The organism is Chloroflexota bacterium (assembly GCA_026708035.1).
Classification (GTDB): Bacteria; Chloroflexota; UBA11872; order UBA11872; family UBA11872; genus JAJECS01.
Genome location: JAPOVQ010000013.1, coordinates 122,995 through 141,194, shown reverse-complemented (window position 1 = coordinate 141,194; position 18,200 = coordinate 122,995). Strand labels below are relative to the sequence as shown.

Genomic DNA, 18,200 nt, shown 5'->3' with positions numbered 1-18,200 from the left:
GCGTAGAGCGCGAAGACGCCCGGCGACATGTTGTGCACGATGGTGAAGTCGACGTCGGGCGGATAGAGGGGCTCGTTGCGGCGCACGAGCTCGTCGGTGGCTTCCTCGAGCTCGTCCAACGTCATGCCGCAGTCGATGTCGCTGGCGATCATGGACGCGTGCAGCCGCTCCAGATGCTCGCGCAGCTTGAAGGGACGATGGGCGAACGAGCGCGTGGTCTCGAACACCATGTCGCCCCACACCAGCGCCGAGTCGAACACCGATACGCGCGCCTCGGTCTCGGGCACGAAGTGGCCGTTCATAAAGACCGTTCGACCGTTGTTCATGGGGATGGTTCCTTCAATCGGGAAGCGTGAGCTGGTTCTCCTCGCTCAAGCCCAAGTATTCGTCTAGCGACGCTCTCGTACGTGTCTTGCTTTCACTTTCGACCAGCACGGCATCTCACACGTCATCCCGACTCGCCATCTGCCGGGTCTCGCACTCCAGGAATCGCCAGCGGCCTACTCATCCGGACCCATGAACGTCCATGATGATTCTCGATTATCTTGTGCGCCCCGGTACTGCCGAACGTGTGCATCGTCGCGTGATGCACCGAGAGCACCACATCCTGCAGATTCCCGTCTTCCTCTAGATCGCGGATCTTTACTCCTTGCTGCCTGGCTTCATCGCGACCCACGCGGCGACTGTGTGATTGGAACGAGTCATATTCTGCAAACCAATCAGCAATACACTGCGCCTTCGAAACTGCGCCTTCTTCAGCAGAGAGCATATAGCGCTCTAACCATCCGGCCACCATTGTAGACGCAAGACTCCGGGAATCGTTGCATTGAGTTAGCAATCCGGGTGAATACGTCCTGAGAATTGGCATCCATGCAGCGAGGTTTTCCGGCTCCTTGCACTCGTCCTTGGCAAGCTCAAACTGATTGAGAATTGCTTTAGCCGGAGCCGATCTGGGTCCCTCAGGTGTAGAGATTATGAATTGCGGATCTATCGGTCCGAGTTGCGAATGCTGACCCATAACCACTTCATCGGCAGACAGCGCAATCATGGTCGCGGCAGACATGGCAGCAACAGGCACGAATACTCGGATATGATCAAATCGCTCCCTGAGGTACTCCACCAGCGATTCGGCGGCCTCCGCCGATCCACCAGGGCTATGCACGATAAGATCCAGTTCTCGCTCATCTATATTGGATACGGCTTCCATAAACCCTTGCACATCAGCCAAGCTAATCTGAAGTTCCGCGGGAGAAATTGGTGTCGGTTCAAGCCAAGCAGTAGCATATAGTATCGATGCTCTTCCAGTCACATGGTGCATGCCTTGCAAATAGCGACGGCGGATCGAATCGAAGTCAGGACTGCCATCAGTCCTTGCAGATTCTTTTATTTCGGCTAAGATCTCACCCCATGTAGGCATCGCCACTCGAAGAATTGGTCGAATCTACGGTGTAAATAGTCTCTGTATTGGAAATAGATACGGATGCCTGAACATAGATGGCTTCAGTTTTTTCGTATAGCTCCATCAATTCCGTTACTCCGGCCTCTCTCTTTTCGAATCTCCCTTTTAGCAATTCCAGTTCCTGCTCTCCTGCAGTAGTGGTCACTGCGGTCCCTCCCCCTAAGAGCTTTGAGTCCTTGTGGCCAATGCGGCCCGCGAAGCTAGCACGACCAACTAGTCAGCTTCGGCCAGGTAATCGCAGGATTCCGTGCTGCACCAATGAACGCAACCGGACCCAATAGACCAATTCTACACTGCTTCCCTGGTGATCGCCGCAGGTCTCTCGCAGTTTGGTCGGTGAGCGAATCTTCCCGCTCTGACTAGCAAAACAGCCCAATATGAACTAGCAATGCCCAGAAGCGCAGGTCCTCCTTGTCCCCTCCATTGATCTGGTGCCGCCGGCCTGCGTCGAAGACCTTAGGATTGATCCGCAACCGCCGAGGAGACCGCAATGCGTCGCCGGCTATCAGTCTGGGCCTATCCGTGGGATCTGGCCGACGAGGGCGTGGCGGCGGCGCTGGACTGGCTGCGCGACGCGGGCTTCGATGCGATCGAGCTGTGCCCCAACTACCACGCAATCTCGACGTTCGCGCCGCGTAATCTGCAGCGGTCGATTCACTACTCCGAGCAGGGCGCGGTGTACTTTCCCGCCCGGGCGGAGCGATACGGACGCATCGAGCCCCGCGTCTTCGACGAGCCGGAGGTGCTGAGCGCGTACGCGCTGGCCGCCGAGCACGCCCCGTCGCGCAGCATCCAGCTCAACGCCTGGGTGATCGGCATGTTCCAGCCGTGGATCGCCCGCGCCTACCCGGATACGGCGGTGGAAAACGTCTTCGGCGCCCGCAGCTATGCCACCACGTGCCCGGCGAGCCCGGACGTGCAGGAGTACCTGGCGGCGCTGGTGGGCGATCTCTGCGGCCAGTACCCCGTCCACAGCGCGCTGCTGGAGCGGCCGGGGCATCCGGATTTTGCCTACGGGTGGGTGCGCGAGCGCATCCTGATCGACTTCGATCCGTGGTCCCGGTTCCTGGCCGGTCTGTGCTTTTGCGAAAACTGCCTCACCGCGGCGCGCACGCACGGCGTGGACGCCGTGGAGGTGCGCGCGAACGTGGCGCGCGAGCTGCGCGATCGCTTATCGCGACGGCAGGACTCCGACAACCTCGAGGCCACGATCGCGGCGCGCGTCGAGACCGACGAGGAGTTCCGCGGCTACCTGGAAGCCCGCGAGCAGTCGGCGACGCGCCTGGTGGAGGGCGTGCAGCGCGCGCTGCGAGGAACCGGGACGCGCCTGAATCTGACCCACGCAGCCGCCGGCTGGGGTCCCACCGGACTGCGCCTGGCCGATCTGCTGGACCGCATCGACGGCCTGCTGCTACCGGACCCGACCGATGAAGCCGACGAGGCCATGCGACAGGCGGCGCTGGCACGGTCGGCCCGGCGCGAGATCGAGCTGGTGGTCATGCTCTGGGGCTCCGACGAGTTTGACCCCGGCGGTCCCGAGTTCGCCGCGCGGCTGGACCGCATCGCCCGGCTGCCGGTCGACCGCGCAGCGGTCTACAACTTCGGGCTTCTGCGGCCGGAGACGCTGCGGCAGATCGGCGGGCTCGTGCGAGAGACCTTGGCGAGTTAGACAACAGTCTTCGCCAGCCGGTAGCGCCATCCAAATCAGGTTCCCCTCACCCTAACCCTCTCCATGTGGGAGAGGGAACCGGACCGTCGCCCGCGGGCCGCCCGCGTGGCGACGGGAAAGTTTCGGTGGCGGCATCTCCCAACCCGGCAGCTCGTGCGGCTCCTTCTCCCCAAGGGAGAAGGGTGGGATGAGGGGATCGGACTCGCAGCGTCAGTATTCCTAGATGAACGCCAACATGCCGTCAGCCTTGGTGGGGCGGCCGCGGCGCCAGGGACGGTAGGGGTGCTTCTCGAAGACTTCTTCATTGAGATCGACGCCCAGTCCCGGCGCATCGGGCAACACGACGTAGCCGTCCTCGAGCTTCAGGGGCTCGTGCAGGATTTCGGCCCGCAGGCCCACGTCGTCGGCGTGGTACTCGAGCACAAGGAAGTTGGGCGCCGTGGCGGCGAAGTGCACGTTGGTCGTGGTCGCCAGCGGTCCCAGCGGGTTGTGGGGCGCCACGCTGACATAGTGCGCCTGGGCCATGGCGGCGATCTTCTTCATCTCCGTCAGCCCGCCGGTGGCGGCCACGTCCGGCTGGATGATGTCGGCGGCGCCCGTCGCCAGCAGGTCGCGGAACTGGAACTTAGTGAACACGGCCTCGCCGGTCGCGATGGGGATGGGGCTCTTGGCGGTGAGCTTGGCCAGGGCCTCGAAGTTTTCTGGCCGCACCGGTTCCTCGAAGAACATGGGGCGATAGGGCTTGAGGCGCTCCGCCATCTCCAGCGCGCGCACGGGCTCGAAGATCTTGGCGTGGGGATCGACGCCGATGTCGATGTCGGGGCCGACGGCGTCGCGCACGGCCGCCAGGCGCTCCTCGGCGCTATCGACCTGTCGGCTCCACGGCCAGGCGTCGGCGGCCGCGGCGAAGGGGCCGATCTTGAGGGCGGTGAATCCGTAGCGCTCGACCAGGCGGCGCGCGTCGTCGGCCAGCGCGGCGGGCGTATCGCCCTCCGGCGACTGATAGACGCGAATGCGGTCGCGGACCTTGCCGCCGAGCAGCTCATAGACCGGCACGCCGAGCGCCCGGCCCTTGATGTCCCACAACGCCTGGTCGATGCCGCTGATGGCTGACGTGATGATCGAGCCGGTGGGGAAGCGGCTGCCGGCGTAGAGCTCATGCCAGACGCGCTCGATGTCGAACGGGTCCCAGCCTCCGATCCACGATTGGAAGTAGTCCACCGTCTCGGCTATCGCGCGATCGGGTCCGATGGGAAAGGCTTCACCGATGCCGGTGATGCCCGCGTCGGTGTGCACGCGCACGATGAGCCAGTTGCGGCTGCCGGTCCAGATGAAATCGCATTGCAGCTTGGTGATCTTCATGCGCTGCTTCCAGGAAAGCCGACAGGCGTAGGCTAGCCGCCCGACGCGGGCGGCGGCCAGAACGGGCCGCCAGCCCGTTCGCCCCTTCGGTGAACTCAGGGCAGGCTCTGAGCTTGTCGAAGGGGCGTGGTTCGACAGAGCCTGTCCTGAGCCTGCCGAAGGGCTCACCACGAACGGGAGGAGCTTGCCTGCATGCACGTACGTGCATGAGGGCTCGCCAGCACCAGAACCAGATGCGGACTGACTTAAACGCTGACGAGCACCAGCCCGACCGCGGCCAGCCCGGCTCCCGCCAAGGTCCCGCGGCTGTGACGCTCGTGCCACAGCAGGTATCCCGCCGCGATGGTGAGCAGCGCGGAACCGGCACTCTGGGCCGGAAACACGATCGTGCCCGGCACGTCGCGCAGCGCCAGCAGAATGAGCACCAGCTGGCCCATGTTGACGCCGCCGGTGACGACGCCGAGGGCCAGAGGCTCCCGGAAGAAGGCGCGGCCGAAGCCGAGCGATGCGGGCTGGTCGACCACGAGCCGCGCTTCCGGTTGAATCCGCCGCCGCATGATGTAGGTCGCCAGCGCTATGGCCGTCGCCGCGGCGAAGGTGGACGTGGCGTAGAGCGGCAGATTCTCCATGGGGGCGACCTCGACGAACGCTTTGGCGGCAATGAGGCCGGCGCCGGTGACGCTGAGCGTGCCGATGACGACCGGCCAGTACCACCAGACGCGCAGCTGGGCGTCCTCGCTGCGGCCGCTGCGCGTGAGCAGCGGCAGCGCGGCCAGCAGCAGCGCAATGCCGACCACGGTCGGCGGATCGGGCCGTTCGCCGAACCACACGATTGAGGCCACGGTGGGCACGATGACCGACATGCGCAACAGCACGAAGGTGATGCCGACGCCGGTGCGCACCAGCAGCAGATAGATCGCCACGACGGCCAGCGAAAAGCGCGCGCCCTGCACGATCCCCAGCAGCACGGTCGGGGCGTCCACGGTCGCGGTTCCGGCAACGGCCAGCCAAACGACGCCGATGACGAGGCCGGTGGCGTAGTTCGTCCCGGTCATGAGGAAAAAGTCGTAGCCACGGGTCTGCGCCCGGCGCAGGGCGAGCGCAAAGCCCACCACGAATAGAATGTGCGCGACGAGAAAGCCCATGGCGTTCGCGGCATGGTCGGCTGCGGCACCGTGGGTGGCAAACCCCACATGAGACGGACGGAGCGAGATGGCGAGGTATCTGACCGAAGCGGACGTCGATCGCCTGGCCGATATGGACCTGGCGCTGCGCGTCATCGAGGCGTCCTTTGAGCGGCAGGGCCGCGGGACGTCGGCGAACGTCGGTCGCCGACGAGCGCGCACGACGCAGGGCGCGCTGCAGCTCATGGGCGCGGCCGATCCCGAGCTCGGCGCCATGGGCGCCAAGCTCTATCCGAGCATTCCGGGCGGGCGCATCAGCTTCGTCGTGGTGCTGTTCGACGCGGTCAGCGGAGCCCTGAGCGCCGTCATCGAAGCCGGGCGCCTGAGCGGTCTTCGCACCGGCGCCGCGAGCGGGGTGTCGGTGAAATACCTGGCAGCGCCGGAGGTTGAAGCCATCGGCATCATCGGCTCGGGCCGGCAGGCGCGGACGCAGCTCGAGGCCGTGTGCGCGGTGCGACCGTCGGCGCCGGTGCGGGTCTATTCGCGCAACCCGGCGAACGTTAAGCAGTTGATTGCCGAGGTGTCGCCCACGCTCGATGTCGAGGTGGAGCCGGCAGCCACGGCCGAGGCGGCGGTGCGGGGCGCGCAGGTCGTCATCACGGCCACCAACGCCGCGGATCCCGTCGTCGAGGCCGACTGGATCGAGCCCGGAACGCACGTGGTCGCCATGGGCACCAACCACCCGCAGCATCGAGAGCTGGACAGCGCCGCGATTGCCCGCGCCGACCGGGTCTTCGTTGACGACCTGGAAGGCGCGAAGATTGAGTGCGGCGACCTGATCTGCGCCGTTGAGGACGGGGCGTTTCAGTGGGGCGAGGCGGTCGACTTCGGCCAGGTGGTGGCCGGACGCGCGCCCGGTCGCACCAGCCCCGAAGAGATCACGCTGTTCGAGTCGCAGGGCATTGCGCTGTGGGACATCGCGCTGGGCCAGGTCGTGCTCGAACGCGCCGAAGCCGCCGACGTCGGAACCCCAATCGGGAAATAGCACACAGCGGAGCCGCCGAATGAACCGACCGGTCGGCATCGAGACGGAATACGGCCTCAACTGCGAGGGATTTGCGGGTCCGCCCGACTTCGCGTTTGAGTCGGCAATGCTGATTCACGCGGCGCCGCTGCCGGTCGCCTTTCGCGGCTGGGACTACACCGACGAGGATCCGCGTCGCGACCTGCGCGGGAACCGCGTGGACGCCCTGAAGCACGATCCGAACGACCACCTGGGCTCCACGGCCCAGAGCTCGCGCATGACCCGCGACGAGCTGCTGGCCGACACCGTGCTGCTGAACGGCGCGCGGCTCTACAACGATCACAACCACCCCGAGTACTGCACCGACGCCTGCCACACGGTGACGGACCTGGTGGCGCAGGACCGCGCGGGTGAGGCGCTGATGCATGCGGCGGAGAACGCCCACAACGCTCGCCTGGACGGCGGCCGGGTGCGGCTGGTGAAGAACAACACGGACTATCACGGGCGCAGCTACGGCTGCCACGAGAACTACCTGACGCTGCGCAAGGTGCCGCTCGACGACCTGGTTGAGGCGCTAGTGCCGTTCCTGGCGACGCGCCAGGTCTTCGCCGGCGCGGGTCGCGTAGGCATCGAAGGCGGCGATGCGGGCGCACTGCAGCTTTCCCAGCGGGCCGACTTCTTCGAAACCGTGGTGGGGATCAACACGACGGCGCGCCGGCCCATCTTCAACACGCGCGACGAGCCGCACGCCGACCGAACTCGGTACCGGCGGCTGCACGTAATCGCCGGAGATGCCAATCGCAGCGAGTGGGCGACGGGGATGAAGGCGGCGACGACCGCGCTGGTGCTCGACGCGGTCGAATCCGGATGGCGGGCGCCCATCCGGCTGCGCGATCCCGTCGCGGCGGTCCAGCAGATCTCCCACGATCTCTCGCTGGGCTCGGGCATCGAACTCGATGACCGTCGCCCGGTGTCGCCCCTGGACGTCCAGCGGTGGTGGCTCGACGCCTGCGAGCGCTTCCAGGGACGCGACGCCGAGACGGACTGGGTGCTGGATGAGTGGCGACAAGTGCTGGCCGATCTGCGCGCCGACGCAACGTCCGTGTCCGACCGAGTCGACTGGGCAGCCAAGCTAGCGCTTCTCCGGGAACTCGATCCGGAGCCCGAGGCGGCGCGCCGCCTCGACTTCGGGTATCACCTGCTGGACCCGAGCCTCAGCGTGCACCAGTGGCTGACGGATGGGGGACGTATGCGCACGCTGGTGACGCCGGCGCAGGTCGCGGGAGCCCGCACCACGCCGCCGGCAGGCACCAGGGCCGCCGTGCGGGGCACGTTGCTGGCCAGGTTTGGACCGGCGATCACGGCGATGGAGTGGGATCGGGTGCGCTTGCATCGCAATGGCGTTGACGTCACGGTGCGGTTGCCCGAGGTCGCCGGACCTGAGATCGACCGGCTTTACGCCCTGGTTGAGAATGCCGCAACCATCGATGATGTAGTGGCCGCGCTTGACGCCGAAGGAGGATGAGCAATGAACATCACGTGGTGGCCGGTGCCGCTAGGTGAGATCGAGGCGCCGCCCGATCCCGCCAAGACGGCCCCGGACGAAGAGACCGCGCCAGCGGAAGATGACGACCTGGGCGAGCACGTTCGGCGAATCATTCGTGAGATCCCGGATCCGACGCCGCAGCCCGGCGGGGAGTAGCCCGCGCGGCCGATGAAGGACGCGCTGTTCGGCACGGAGATCGAGTACGCCAGCGCCGGTGAGATGCCACCGTCGCGGGCCGCCACGCTGGTCAAGAACGTGATCTTCGCCGAGCGCCGCTTCGGCATCATCGACCCGGCGCCCCGGGAGTGGGACGAAACCCCGGGGAACGGCGGCTTCCTGTTCAACGGCGCGCGGCTCTACCTGGACTCCGGCCACATCGAGTACGCCACGGCCGAGTGCCGCACGCTGGACGACATCGTGGAGCAGGAGAACGCGGCGGACGCCGTGCTGCTGGATGCCGTGGAAAGCCAGGAGCTGAATCGCCGCCTGTTCTTCATCAAGAACAACACCGACTACCTGGGAAACACCTTCGGCTACCACGAGAACTACGCCGTGCGGCGCAGTCCCCTCAGTCTCGACATGGCGACGGGGCTGATGCCTTTCCTGACCACGCGTCAGCTCTATGCCGGCGCCGGTATGACGATCAGCGACCGGGACGACGGCGGCCTGCCGTTTCACATCTCGCAGCGCGCGGCGTTCGTGACGATCGATATGAGCCAGCGCGTGCGCTTTGGCGGTCGGCCCATCGTCAATTTGCGCGACGAGCCCCTGACCGAGGAGGCCGGGCTGCGGCGACTGCACGTGATCGTCGGCGACGCCAACCGCAGCGAGTTCGCCACCGCGCTGAAGATCGGCTCAACGGCGCTGGTGGCGCAGCTCCTGGAAAGTGGCTGGAATCCGGACCTTGTGCTGCACGCGCCGGTACAGACGCTCAAGGAGATTTCAAGCAATCCGGCCGGCCCCTGGTCGGTCGAACTGGCGGACGGCCAAAGCCTGTCGGCCCTCGACGTTCAGCGCATATATCACGATGCCGCCGACCGCGCCTTCCGCGGACGCGACAGCGACACCGACTGGACGCTCGACGCGTGGTCCGAGTGTCTGGATGGTCTAGAAGGCGACCCGACGGTGCTGGTGGGCAAGGTCGACTGGGTGACCAAGCTCGAGCAGCTGCGCCGCTTCGCCGACGACTCGCCCGACGGTTGGGGCGATCCCGACCTGGTGAAGGTGGACCTGGCCTACCACCACATCGATCCCACGGTGAGCCTCTTTGCCGAGCTGCAGCGCCGCGGCGTGGCGCCACGGCGCACGCAGGGGGACGTGAATCCGCTCGCGGTGCCATCCGGCACGCGGGCGCGCGCCCGCGGCCGCATCGTGCGGGCGCTGGTGGAAGCGCAGGCCGACTCGCTGATCGACTGGAAAGACGTCCACCGCAACCTCGGCGCGCTGACGAACTGGAACGACCAGCTCTTCCTCGTCTACCAGTACATCGAGGACTGGCACGAGCTCGACGCCTACGGCGGCTGGGATGTCATTCCCTACCTGATCGACTGGACCGGCATCGGGGTGCGCGGAAAGCTCTGCGAGCTACCCAATCCGTTTGAGAGCTACACCGCCGCCGCCGAGGAATTCGCCGACAAGCTCGGCGGCTATCTGCGCCCCTAGCCTGAAGCGGCTCCGTTGAGCGCCGCGGCCAAGTCGTCGATGGCGCCGGCAAGATCGGTCAACTGTCGCTTGCCGTAGCGGCGGGTAATGAATGCCTCCGCGGCCTCAAGCTCCGCGCGCACGCCCTGCCACTTGGAGTGGCCGCGGCTGGTGAGCGCCAGCTGAAACGAGCGGCGGTCGTTGGGGTCGATGTCCGCGGTGATCTGCTCGCTGTTGACAAGCCGCTTCACCAGTTCGGAGGTGGCCGCCGGGCTGCGTCCGAGCTCGCGCGAAAGCTCCGTGGGCGTGACCGGGCCTTCGGCCTCGGCCAGAAACTGCAATGCACGCGCCAGCGGCAGCGATACACCCGCCCGCTCGCAGGCCGAGTTGAGGTACTCGGAAACCTGATGGGACCCGATCAATACCCGGTGGATGACGAGGTCCGTTTTTCCGTTGCTGTGGCTTCGCGTGCTCATACCCGCAGGTCTCTCCTTTGGTGCCCCGGCGCGTAGCTATCGCGTGGTCGCGCGCGGGGAGTGTGCAAACGGCTAGGTCGCCGTGCCTGTTTCGTTATACGGCATCTGACAATTTCACACAACATGATCGGGCGGATGGTGACGGATGTTGGACATGGGCAGCGCGGTGACTTCAGGTGCGACAGGACCTCAGGCCAAGCCCGGAATGCCGGCGGCTCGTTCGAGGCCGCGAGTGGTCAGGCCGCCTCGACGTCGGTTAGCGCGAAGTCTTCGCCCTTGAACAGCAATGGCTCGCGCGCAGTCTCCGCCAGGGCATAGCTGAAGCAGTCGCCGAAGTTCAGTCCGGCCGGGTGGTTGCCCCGACCGAACCGCCGCCACGCCGCGCGCGCTGCCCGCGCCTAGTCGGGACTGACCGGGACCAGTTCCATACCTGCTCGTTCCATGAAGACATCGAGCGCATGCGCGGCCGCCGACCCGCCGCGGCTTTCGGCCACGATAGCCGCTTCCAGAAAACCAGCGGCCGACATACGGCAGGTCGAGGCGCGCCCCATGGCCCTTGCGTAGCGTGCCGCATCAGGTTCGGCGAACAGGACCGCCAGGACTGCCGAGGTATCGACGATCACTTCGGCAGGCCCCGCTCGTCGTAGAGCAGGTCGCCGTGGTCGACAGCGGATGGGCCGTCGCCGAGCAGGCTGGCGCAGCGCTCGCCGATGGCTTGCAGATCTCGGGCCACGGTGTCCGCTTGGCGCGCGCTTTGTTCGCGGCGCAGACGCTCCTCCAGCGCAACCGTAATCGCGCCGGTCATGGTCTCGCCCGTCAGCTTCGCCAACTCCCGCGCCAAGCGGCAGGTCTCTTCGTTTTTGATGTTGAGGCTCATCGGGGTCCTTAGGGTAGAAGCATGGAGGCCGTTTCTACCATACGGACTACTCCGACAGCAGTTGAGTGATGCGTATAGCGCCAATCGCGGGAACACCGACGCGGAGGGCGGCGGCTGTGACGACAACGGCAGGATCCTCACGCATCCAGGGCCGCGATTGGAATTGACTAGTCTGACTAGTTATACTCCCGCGCATGGGCATTACCTATTCGACCTATGAAGCCAAGGCGCGCTTCGCCGAAGTCATGCGGCAGGTGCGCGAGGGGAAGACCGTCACGGTGTCCTATCGCGGCGAGCCGGTAGCCGAGATCCGGCCGCTCCAGCCGGAACCGGCCACGATCGAAGAACGGCTGGAGGACCTGGAGCGGCGTGGGGTCCTGGTTCGCTCAAGCCTGGCGCGTCGCCCGCTGCAAGTGGTGGCCCGCCGCGACGGCGCCGTGGAGCGATTTCTCACCGAGCGCAACGAGTGAGCGTCGCCTACGTCGACACATCCGCGCTGGTCGCCGTCGCCTTCGATGATCGGTCCGGGACGGCGATTGCCGGGCGTCTCGATGAGTGCTCGCGCCTGCTCGCCTCGAATCTCCTAGAGGCCGAGTTGCGCGCCGTGTTTGCACGCGAGCGCCTCGACTTCGCGCCCAAACTGGTCGCCGGCATCGATTGGGTGCTGCCGGACCGGCCCCTGGCGCCCGAGATGGCGGCCGTTCTCGAGTCCGGCCACTTGCGCGGCGCCGACCTATGGCACGTCGCGATGGCCCTTTACGCCGCGCCCGAGCCCGGCCAGATCGCCTTCGTCACGCGCGACGAGCGACAGCAGGCAGCGGCCGCGGAGCTCGGTTTTCAGGTGTAATCACTCCCACGACTCCGCTGCTAAGGCGCAAAGCAGCGCGACCGTCGTCCTTTCCTCCGGAGTCATCTCGCATCTCAACGGCGAACACAGGCAGGCGATCGACTTCAGGGTACGGATGATCCGCTCAGACTGGCCCCTTACTGGTCTCGCTAAAGGAGGCGAACCTGGGCGTCAAAAGGAATCGGAAAAACTCCGACAATGACCCAGGGATTTGGCGCCCACTGGTGAAACTGCTGAGTCGTCCCAAGAAAGAAGTGTAGGTCTCGATTTAAGAATTCATCGAGATACTTGTTCCGCACCATTTCCAGCGCGTCGGATTCATTGCCATTTGCCGACCTTAGGCAATTCCAATAGAGCGCACCGACTTCCCAGTCAAGCACTTGAAGTTCGCTGCGTCGATTGTTCGCGTCCTCAAATTGATACGAGAAGCTGTACGGCAATTTCGGGATCAACTCAAACGTCCGACGCCAGCTGTCGTTCTCAAACATGTCGAGTTGGCTGTGTAAGTCGCGCATCTTTTGGAGTCTATTGGGATTCCATTCTCGATCCTCGCTCTCCCAAATGAATCCAGTAACCCTCGTGGGCCTAAAGACTGCGAGCGACACCGCATTTTCCTTAGCACGGTCGATGAGCTCGTCAAGCTTATCGTAGACTCGCGCGCTCTCGAGTAGGATACGGCGACGCTCGCCCCATTTGTTCGCTGTTCCAACGTGTCCAACCGGCGTGAATTCACGAAGATCCATGGGTATGTGTGACTCCGGTCGACGGTCGGCGTCTCGCCGCACTAGCCGACAATCAATCCAGTCAAACTTTCGATACTGCTCAGTCTGATCGAGACGGCGAAATGGCACCGGGTAGATTCGAACCCAAGTTCCATCCTCCTTGACACCAGCCGTACATACAGTCTCGCCGTATTTAGTTGACAGCGTTGGATAAGTCTTCACCGTGATTAGGATTCGTGCTTTGTCGGCAGTCGTCATAGGTGTCGCACGATGTAGGTTTCCTCAGAATCCAAGGTCCCCACGGGCTGCTGGCTCACATTCGTTGGATCACTCCGCCGCCCGAGAGCATCGGCGACACAGTGGCGGTGACACTGCGAAGCCTCACGTTCATAGCAGGTGAGTGCGACTGACTGGCCAGAGCGCAGCCACGAATGAATTCGGTTGAGTGCGTGGCCCTGCATCGGAAGAGTGTCTCGGCGGTAGCACCTAAAGAGGCCGTCAACATCCGCCTGAGTCTTTAGTCCCTGCCGCCGCTGCGACTCAATGCCGAGCTCGGGGAAGTGCTCGTAGCGAATGCCTACTCCATCGCACGCGTTGGCAAGCGTGGTCTTCGAAAACCCGTACTTGCGACTGATGGCGTTTCGCCGAACGTCGCACAGTATCGTTACGCTCGACTGAATCAGCTTGCTTAGATAGCTTTCCAACGTTCGCCTCTCGTACCCAATAGTAAGAATCCTGGCGGAGCGGCGTGGGGGGCAAGCCGCCGCGATCTTACGGAGCGCACCCTGGTCATTCTGCAGCACGCGTTCGGCAATCTCGCTGCGGATTGCGAAGTAGGGATAGCGGCGATACGTCTCCGCAATGAGCGCGTCGCCGCGTAGTCCCCTATGACGGATCGCAAATCGCCTCATCTCCACGTCGCAAGCTTCGTGCGCGATTGTCTCACCCGTCTCCGTAAGGACCCAATGCTGATCGTCGTTCGCGAGCAATCCTCGATCGACGAGCCGACGGCGATCGGAATAGCACGTGAAAGAAAAAGCTCCGTAGCGATAGGGCACGAATTCGTATAGATCTGCGGCTTGACCAGCCTCGCCGAGAGACTCTATTTCTTTACAGTGCAGAAACAGCAGCTTTTGAAAGTCGAGATTCTCGACCATTCCGTCGAGAGCGCCGACTAGTCCGAGTAGTCGCCGCTGACGCGAGTATATGTAGGGGGACTTCACGACACTCGGTGTTTGAGGTGACACGCTGATAGTTTGGCCGACATCAAGCCATGATAGTGAATTGTGGAACGCGGAATGTCGTTGGCGGCAGCAGCTCTTTCGGCACGGCCATGCGGTGACCCAAGACATGCCACAATGCCGCCGGCCGAGTCCCCGAGATGCCGTGCATGACGGAGCCGCCGCTGGACCGCGCCGCCATCGAGGCGGTCATCCCCCATCGGGAGCCGTTTCTCTTCGTGGACCGCATCGTGGAGATCGAGTACGGGCGGCGCGCGGTGGGGTACATCGACGACGTCGGGTCGCTGCAGGCCAACGTGTTGCGGGGCCACTTTCCCGGGTTTCCGGTGATGCCGGGCGTGATCATCGTCGAAGCGCTGGCCCAGGTGGGCGGGGTGGCGGCGCTGGGGCTGCCGGAGAATTGCGACAAGATCGCCATGCTCACCGGGCTGGACAAGTGGAAGTTCCGCACGCCGGCGCGTCCCGGCGACCAGGTGCGGTTGGAGACGGAGCTGCTGCGGGTGCGCGCCAACTTCGGGCGCGGTCGCGGACGGGCGACGATTGGCGATGCGCTGGTCGCCGAGGGCGAGATCAGCTTCGCCATCGTGGACCGGCCCGCGGAGTTCGGCCGGTAGCTGCCCCGCACTTCGGCGACGTGGGCCGGATGAATACCCGCCTTCGGAGACCCTTGCATACGCGGTCGACATCCCTCGCCCAAGCCGCGGATCACCCTCACCCTGACCCTCTCCCATCATGGGAGAGGTGACCGGACCGGCTCTCCAATCTCCACTGGAAGCATTTCGCAAAGGCCGCTCATCGCTTGCGCCGTTAGAATGACCGCTCACACGCCATTGCGTTAGGAGCACCCTGTGGCTCGCGTCCTCGTGACCTCTCGGCTCGCTGTAAAGTCCCTCGACACCACCTGGCGCGACCTGCTGGAGCAGGCCGGCCATGAGGTGGTCATCGCCCAGGTTCCGCAGGAGCAGATGTATCCCACCGAGGAGCAGCTCAAGGATCTGCTGCAGGGAATCACGGCCACGGTGGCAAGCAGCGAGTCGTATACCCGAGCAGTCTTCGAGAGCGCGCCCGAGCTGCGCGTAGTCTCGCGCGTGGGGGTGGGCTACGACGCCATCGACACCGCCGCGGCGGCCGACCACGACGTGGTGGCCATGATCGCCGCGGGCTCCAACGACACCACGGTCGCCGAGTCGGCCGTGGCGATGATCCTGGCCCTGGCGCGCGAGCTATATGCCTACGTCACGAATACCGCCGAGGGCGACTGGTCGCGCGGCCTGATGAACGAAATCCGCGACAAGACCATTGGCGTGGTGGGCCTGGGCCGCATCGGCAAGAGCGTGGTGCGGCGCCTGGCCGGGTTCGATCCAGTGCTCCTCGCCGCCGAGCCCTATCCCGACCAGGAGTTCGTGGAGCAATACGGCATCGAGCTGGTGGAGGTCGACGATCTATTCCAACGTTCGGACTACGTGACCCTGCACGTGAATACGACGCCGGACACCGTCAACCTCGTGAACGAGCGACGGCTGGGACTGATGAAGTCCACCGCCTATCTCGTGAACACCGCCCGCGGAGGTCTGGTGGACGAAGACGCGCTCTACGCGGCGTTGACACAGGGCGTCATCGCGGGCGCCGCGCTGGACGTGCGCGCGCAAGAGCCGCCGTCGGACCATGGGCTGGCCCAGTTGCCGAACGTGATTGCCACACCCCACGTGGCGGGCATCTCCACCGACTGCGTGTCGCGCATGGCCGACATGGCCGCGCAGAACATCGTCGATGTCTTGCAGGGTTCCTGGCGGCGCGAGATGGTCGTGAACGGCCTCTACTCGGACTGATGCCATCGGCTGCGCCGCACCGGCACGACTGCGAGCCGGCGCTCGTTCCGATCCGGAGGCGCGCCTTCGCTTTCGACATGGACGGCGTGGTCTATCGCGGCCCCGAGCTGATTCCAGGCGCGGCCGAAGCCGTGGCCGCGGTGCAGCACCTGGGTCTCCCGACGCTCTTCATCACCAACAACTCGCGCCAGAACCCGGTGGAGCTGGCGGCCAAGCTGCAAGGCCTGGGCATCGACGCGGGTCCCGAGAGCATCGTGTCGGCGGTGGTCGCCACCGTGTCCTACCTGCGCGCGCACCACCCAGCGCCGTGCCGGGTGCTCGTGCTGGGCGGCGAGAGCCTAGCAACACAGATTGCGGACGCCGGCTACGAGATGGCGACGTGGGACGGCGACGACGTTCCGGAGGTCGTCGTGGTCGGCGTGGACTTTGGACTGACCTACGACAGGCTGCGGCGCGCGACCCGCGCCATCATGCTGGACGGCGCCGAGTACCTGGCCGTGAACACCGACCCGCAATACCCCACACCCAGCGGCCCCATACCGGGCGCCGGCGCGATGACGGCCGCCGTCGCGGCCGTGACCGGGCGGCCGCCGGTCATCGTGGGCAAGCCCTCGGCCCACATGTTTCGGGTCATCATGGAACGCGCCGGGGTGGATGCCGCCGACCTGGTGGTGCTGGGCGACATGTTGACCGCGGACATCGCCGGGGCCCGCGCCGTCGGCGCCGAGTCGGTGCTGGTCCTCACCGGCACCACGTCGGCCACCGAGGCCGCCGCCGCACCCGCCGACCAACGGCCGGACCACGTCATCGAGTCGCTGTACGACCTGCCGCTGCCCGCGTTGGTCGGGATGTAGCAACCAATGGCATTCCAAGACCTGCGCGCCTTCATCGACCACATCGAGCAGCAGGGGCAACTGCGCCGGATCCAGGTCGAAGTGGACCCCCATCTCGAGATTACCGAGATTGCCGACCGGGTCATGAAGGCGGACGGACCGGCGCTGCTCTTCGAGAATGTGAAGGGCTCAGACGTGCCGCTGGCGATCAACCTGCTTGGCACTCAGCAGCGGATGGCCTGGGCCCTGGGCATGGACGACTGGTCCGAATTGGAAACCCGCATCGAGCACCTGCTGAACCTCGCCATGAGCCCGCCGCCCGCCGGCATCTGGGGCAAGCTGCGGACCCTTGGCGAGATCGTGCACATCGGCCGCATCGGCCCGCGCACGGTGCGCGCCGGTCCGGTGCAGGACGTCGTCGAGACGTCCGCTCCCACGCTGGACGGCCTGCCCATTCCGACTTGCTGGCCGGAGGACGGCGGCCCCTACATCACCATGCCGCTGGTGTTCACCCACGATCCGGCCAGCGGCAAGCGCAACATGGGCATGTACCGCTTGCAGGTCTTCGACTCGCAGACGCTGGGCATGCACTGGCAACTGCACAAGGGCGGGGCGGAGCACTGGCGGCGCAGCGGCGAGGCGAGCACCCGCATGGAAGTGGCCATCGCCATCGGCGCCGACCCGGTGCTCTTGTACTCCGCCACGGCGCCCTTGCCGCCGGACGTGGACGAGCTGGTGTTTGCCGGATTCCTGCGGGGCTCATCGGTTGAGATGGTGCCGGCGCAGACGGTGGACATCCTGGTCCCAGCCCGCGCCGAAATCGTGCTCGAGGGATACGTCGACCCCGCGGAGTCGCGGATGGAAGGGCCGTTCGGGGACCACGTCGGCTACTACTCGCTCGCGGAGCCCTATCCGGTGTTTCATCTGACGGCGGTCACGCGGCGGCGCGATCCAGTCTACGTCTCCACCATCGTTGGGCGGCCGCCGATGGAGGACGGCTGGATCGGCAAGGCCACCGAGCGACTCTTTTTGCCGCTGGTGCGCCTCGTCATCCCCGAAATCGTGGACATGAACCTGCCCGTCCACGGCGTGTTTCACAACTTCGCGATCGTATCGATTCGCAAACGCTATCCGGGGCAGGCGCGCAAGGTCATGCACGCCATCTGGGGCACCGGTCAGCTCATGTTCACCAAATACGTGATCGTGGTGGACGCCGACGTGGACGTGCATGATTTGAGCGAGGTTCTATGGCGCGTCGGGGCGAACACCGACCCCGGCCGCGACACGGAGCACGCCCAGGGAGTGATGGATGCGCTGGAGTTCGCCACCACGCACGCGAATGTGGGCGGCAAGCTCGGCATCGACGCCACGCGCAAGCTGCCCGAGGAAGGCTTTCCACGGGAGTGGCCGCCGGACATCGTGATGGACGAGGACGTCGTACGCCGGGTCGACGAACGGTGGACCAGCTATGGCATCTAGGAAGAAAACTGGGATGTGCGCCGCCGCGCGACGCGCTAGGCTCTGGGTAGCTCCACCCGACCGCACGAGCC

Annotated in this window: 20 protein-coding genes and 1 pseudogene; 11 read left to right on the top strand and 10 right to left on the bottom strand. The window is 65.3% G+C overall.

Translation table 11 applies throughout. The features are described from left to right. The 3 genes from OXG33_05825 to OXG33_05815 form a co-directional block, all read right to left on the bottom strand. Positions 1-326, bottom strand: a 326-nt coding sequence (locus OXG33_05825; GenBank protein ID MCY4113447.1) for an aminotransferase class IV, incomplete at its 3' end; no start/stop codon positions are given. Between the two features lie 122 nt (positions 327-448). Continuing rightward, positions 449-1,417, bottom strand: a complete 969-nt coding sequence (locus OXG33_05820; GenBank protein ID MCY4113446.1) for a serine protease — start codon at positions 1,415-1,417, stop codon at positions 449-451. Further along, positions 1,401-1,604: a hypothetical protein gene (locus OXG33_05815; GenBank protein ID MCY4113445.1), complete on the bottom strand. Its 204-nt coding sequence runs from the start codon at positions 1,602-1,604 to the stop codon at positions 1,401-1,403. The genes OXG33_05820 and OXG33_05815 overlap by 17 nt, the downstream gene beginning before the upstream one ends. A gap of 345 nt (positions 1,605-1,949) precedes the next feature. Between OXG33_05815 and OXG33_05810 the strand changes: the two genes are divergently transcribed. Further along, positions 1,950-3,128: a hypothetical protein gene (locus OXG33_05810; protein ID MCY4113444.1), complete on the top strand. Its 1,179-nt coding sequence runs from the start codon at positions 1,950-1,952 to the stop codon at positions 3,126-3,128. Between the two features lie 219 nt (positions 3,129-3,347). Here OXG33_05810 and dgoD read toward each other — a convergent pair whose 3' ends face one another. Both dgoD and OXG33_05800 read right to left on the bottom strand, forming a co-directional pair. Then, positions 3,348-4,490: a galactonate dehydratase gene (gene dgoD, locus OXG33_05805; GenBank protein ID MCY4113443.1), complete on the bottom strand. Its 1,143-nt coding sequence runs from the start codon at positions 4,488-4,490 to the stop codon at positions 3,348-3,350. A 245-nt stretch (positions 4,491-4,735) separates the two neighbouring features. Next, a complete protein-coding gene (locus OXG33_05800; protein MCY4113442.1) occupies positions 4,736-5,770 on the bottom strand; it encodes a GRP family sugar transporter in 1,035 nt (344 codons plus the stop codon). On the opposite strand from OXG33_05800, the gene OXG33_05795 reads away from it, so the two are divergent. From OXG33_05795 to OXG33_05780, 4 genes are read left to right on the top strand one after another with little or no spacing between them, the layout of a single operon-like run. Next, the gene (locus OXG33_05795; GenBank protein MCY4113441.1) at positions 5,703-6,659 is read left to right on the top strand and encodes an ornithine cyclodeaminase family protein; all 957 of its coding nucleotides are present in this window, start codon (positions 5,703-5,705) and stop codon (positions 6,657-6,659) included. The genes OXG33_05800 and OXG33_05795 overlap by 68 nt on opposite strands. 19 nt (positions 6,660-6,678) lie before the next feature. Continuing rightward, the gene (locus OXG33_05790; GenBank protein ID MCY4113440.1) at positions 6,679-8,163 is read left to right on the top strand and encodes a proteasome accessory factor PafA2 family protein; all 1,485 of its coding nucleotides are present in this window, start codon (positions 6,679-6,681) and stop codon (positions 8,161-8,163) included. Between the two features lie 3 nt (positions 8,164-8,166). Further along, entirely contained in the window at positions 8,167-8,340 is a 174-nt protein-coding gene (locus OXG33_05785; protein ID MCY4113439.1) for a hypothetical protein, read from the top strand. Positions 8,341-8,352: 12 nt separating this feature from the next. Beyond that, positions 8,353-9,846 (top strand): proteasome accessory factor PafA2 family protein, encoded by a 1,494-nt coding sequence (locus tag OXG33_05780; GenBank protein ID MCY4113438.1) that lies wholly within the window; start codon positions 8,353-8,355, stop codon positions 9,844-9,846. Here the strand turns inward: OXG33_05780 and OXG33_05775 are convergent. From OXG33_05775 to OXG33_05765, 3 genes and pseudogenes are all read right to left on the bottom strand, one after another. Next, a complete protein-coding gene (locus tag OXG33_05775) occupies positions 9,843-10,301 on the bottom strand; it encodes a MarR family transcriptional regulator (GenBank protein ID MCY4113437.1) in 459 nt (152 codons plus the stop codon). The two genes, OXG33_05780 and OXG33_05775, sit on opposite strands and share 4 nt — an antisense overlap. 236 nt (positions 10,302-10,537) lie before the next feature. Next, positions 10,538-10,924 (bottom strand): annotated as a pseudogene (locus tag OXG33_05770) (type II toxin-antitoxin system VapC family toxin). After that, the gene (locus tag OXG33_05765; GenBank protein MCY4113436.1) at positions 10,921-11,178 is read right to left on the bottom strand and encodes a type II toxin-antitoxin system VapB family antitoxin; all 258 of its coding nucleotides are present in this window, start codon (positions 11,176-11,178) and stop codon (positions 10,921-10,923) included. Before OXG33_05765 ends, OXG33_05770 begins: the two are co-directional and overlap by 4 nt. Positions 11,179-11,372: 194 nt before the next feature. Here OXG33_05765 and OXG33_05760 point away from each other — a divergent pair, with 194 nt between their 5' ends. Further along, the gene (locus tag OXG33_05760) at positions 11,373-11,648 is read left to right on the top strand and encodes a type II toxin-antitoxin system prevent-host-death family antitoxin (GenBank protein ID MCY4113435.1); all 276 of its coding nucleotides are present in this window, start codon (positions 11,373-11,375) and stop codon (positions 11,646-11,648) included. Next, positions 11,645-12,025, top strand: coding sequence for a PIN domain-containing protein (locus OXG33_05755; GenBank protein MCY4113434.1), 381 nt, complete (start codon positions 11,645-11,647; stop codon positions 12,023-12,025). Before OXG33_05760 ends, OXG33_05755 begins: the two co-directional genes overlap by 4 nt. A 149-nt stretch (positions 12,026-12,174) precedes the next feature. Here OXG33_05755 and OXG33_05750 read toward each other — a convergent pair whose 3' ends face one another. Beyond that, positions 12,175-12,768 carry a hypothetical protein gene (locus OXG33_05750; GenBank protein MCY4113433.1) on the bottom strand — a complete coding sequence of 198 codons (594 nt, stop codon included), beginning with the start codon at positions 12,766-12,768 and terminating at the stop codon, positions 12,175-12,177. 233 nt (positions 12,769-13,001) lie between these two features. After that, positions 13,002-13,658: a DUF488 domain-containing protein gene (locus OXG33_05745; GenBank protein MCY4113432.1), complete on the bottom strand. Its 657-nt coding sequence runs from the start codon at positions 13,656-13,658 to the stop codon at positions 13,002-13,004. Between the two features lie 479 nt (positions 13,659-14,137). On the opposite strand from OXG33_05745, the gene fabZ reads away from it, so the two are divergent. The 4 genes from fabZ to OXG33_05725 all read left to right on the top strand — a co-directional run bounded on the left by fabZ (position 14,138) and on the right by OXG33_05725 (position 18,129). Next, positions 14,138-14,602, top strand: a complete 465-nt coding sequence (fabZ, locus tag OXG33_05740) for a 3-hydroxyacyl-ACP dehydratase FabZ (GenBank protein ID MCY4113431.1) — start codon at positions 14,138-14,140, stop codon at positions 14,600-14,602. A gap of 234 nt (positions 14,603-14,836) precedes the next feature. Continuing rightward, positions 14,837-15,817, top strand: coding sequence for a phosphoglycerate dehydrogenase (locus OXG33_05735; protein MCY4113430.1), 981 nt, complete (start codon positions 14,837-14,839; stop codon positions 15,815-15,817). After that, positions 15,817-16,671, top strand: a complete 855-nt coding sequence (locus OXG33_05730; protein MCY4113429.1) for an HAD-IIA family hydrolase — start codon at positions 15,817-15,819, stop codon at positions 16,669-16,671. The genes OXG33_05735 and OXG33_05730 overlap by 1 nt, the downstream gene beginning before the upstream one ends. 6 nt (positions 16,672-16,677) lie before the next feature. Beyond that, complete coding sequence (locus OXG33_05725; protein ID MCY4113428.1) at positions 16,678-18,129, top strand: menaquinone biosynthesis decarboxylase; 1,452 nt, start codon at positions 16,678-16,680, stop codon at positions 18,127-18,129. Positions 18,130-18,200 lie beyond the last annotated feature (71 nt).

What these genes read in the sequence shown, in the direction of transcription:
- OXG33_05820 (MCY4113446.1), bottom strand. Translation starts at nt 1,417, where the DNA reads ATGCCTACATGGGGTGAGATCTTAGCCGAAATAAAAGAATCTGCAAGG.
- OXG33_05730 (MCY4113429.1), top strand. Translation starts at nt 15,817, where the DNA reads ATGCCATCGGCTGCGCCGCACCGGCACGACTGCGAGCCGGCGCTCGTT.
- OXG33_05775 (MCY4113437.1), bottom strand. Translation starts at nt 10,301, where the DNA reads ATGAGCACGCGAAGCCACAGCAACGGAAAAACGGACCTCGTCATCCAC.
- dgoD (MCY4113443.1), bottom strand. Translation starts at nt 4,490, where the DNA reads ATGAAGATCACCAAGCTGCAATGCGATTTCATCTGGACCGGCAGCCGC.
- OXG33_05795 (MCY4113441.1), top strand. Translation starts at nt 5,703, where the DNA reads ATGGCGAGGTATCTGACCGAAGCGGACGTCGATCGCCTGGCCGATATG.
- fabZ (MCY4113431.1), top strand. Translation starts at nt 14,138, where the DNA reads ATGACGGAGCCGCCGCTGGACCGCGCCGCCATCGAGGCGGTCATCCCC.
- OXG33_05790 (MCY4113440.1), top strand. Translation starts at nt 6,679, where the DNA reads ATGAACCGACCGGTCGGCATCGAGACGGAATACGGCCTCAACTGCGAG.
- OXG33_05750 (MCY4113433.1), bottom strand. Translation starts at nt 12,768, where the DNA reads ATGGATCTTCGTGAATTCACGCCGGTTGGACACGTTGGAACAGCGAAC.
- OXG33_05745 (MCY4113432.1), bottom strand. Translation starts at nt 13,658, where the DNA reads ATGAGGCGATTTGCGATCCGTCATAGGGGACTACGCGGCGACGCGCTC.
- OXG33_05780 (MCY4113438.1), top strand. Translation starts at nt 8,353, where the DNA reads ATGAAGGACGCGCTGTTCGGCACGGAGATCGAGTACGCCAGCGCCGGT.
- OXG33_05785 (MCY4113439.1), top strand. Translation starts at nt 8,167, where the DNA reads ATGAACATCACGTGGTGGCCGGTGCCGCTAGGTGAGATCGAGGCGCCG.
- OXG33_05725 (MCY4113428.1), top strand. Translation starts at nt 16,678, where the DNA reads ATGGCATTCCAAGACCTGCGCGCCTTCATCGACCACATCGAGCAGCAG.
- OXG33_05765 (MCY4113436.1), bottom strand. Translation starts at nt 11,178, where the DNA reads ATGAGCCTCAACATCAAAAACGAAGAGACCTGCCGCTTGGCGCGGGAG.
- OXG33_05810 (MCY4113444.1), top strand. Translation starts at nt 1,950, where the DNA reads ATGCGTCGCCGGCTATCAGTCTGGGCCTATCCGTGGGATCTGGCCGAC.
- OXG33_05800 (MCY4113442.1), bottom strand. Translation starts at nt 5,770, where the DNA reads ATGACGCGCAGCGCCAGGTCCATATCGGCCAGGCGATCGACGTCCGCT.
- OXG33_05760 (MCY4113435.1), top strand. Translation starts at nt 11,373, where the DNA reads ATGGGCATTACCTATTCGACCTATGAAGCCAAGGCGCGCTTCGCCGAA.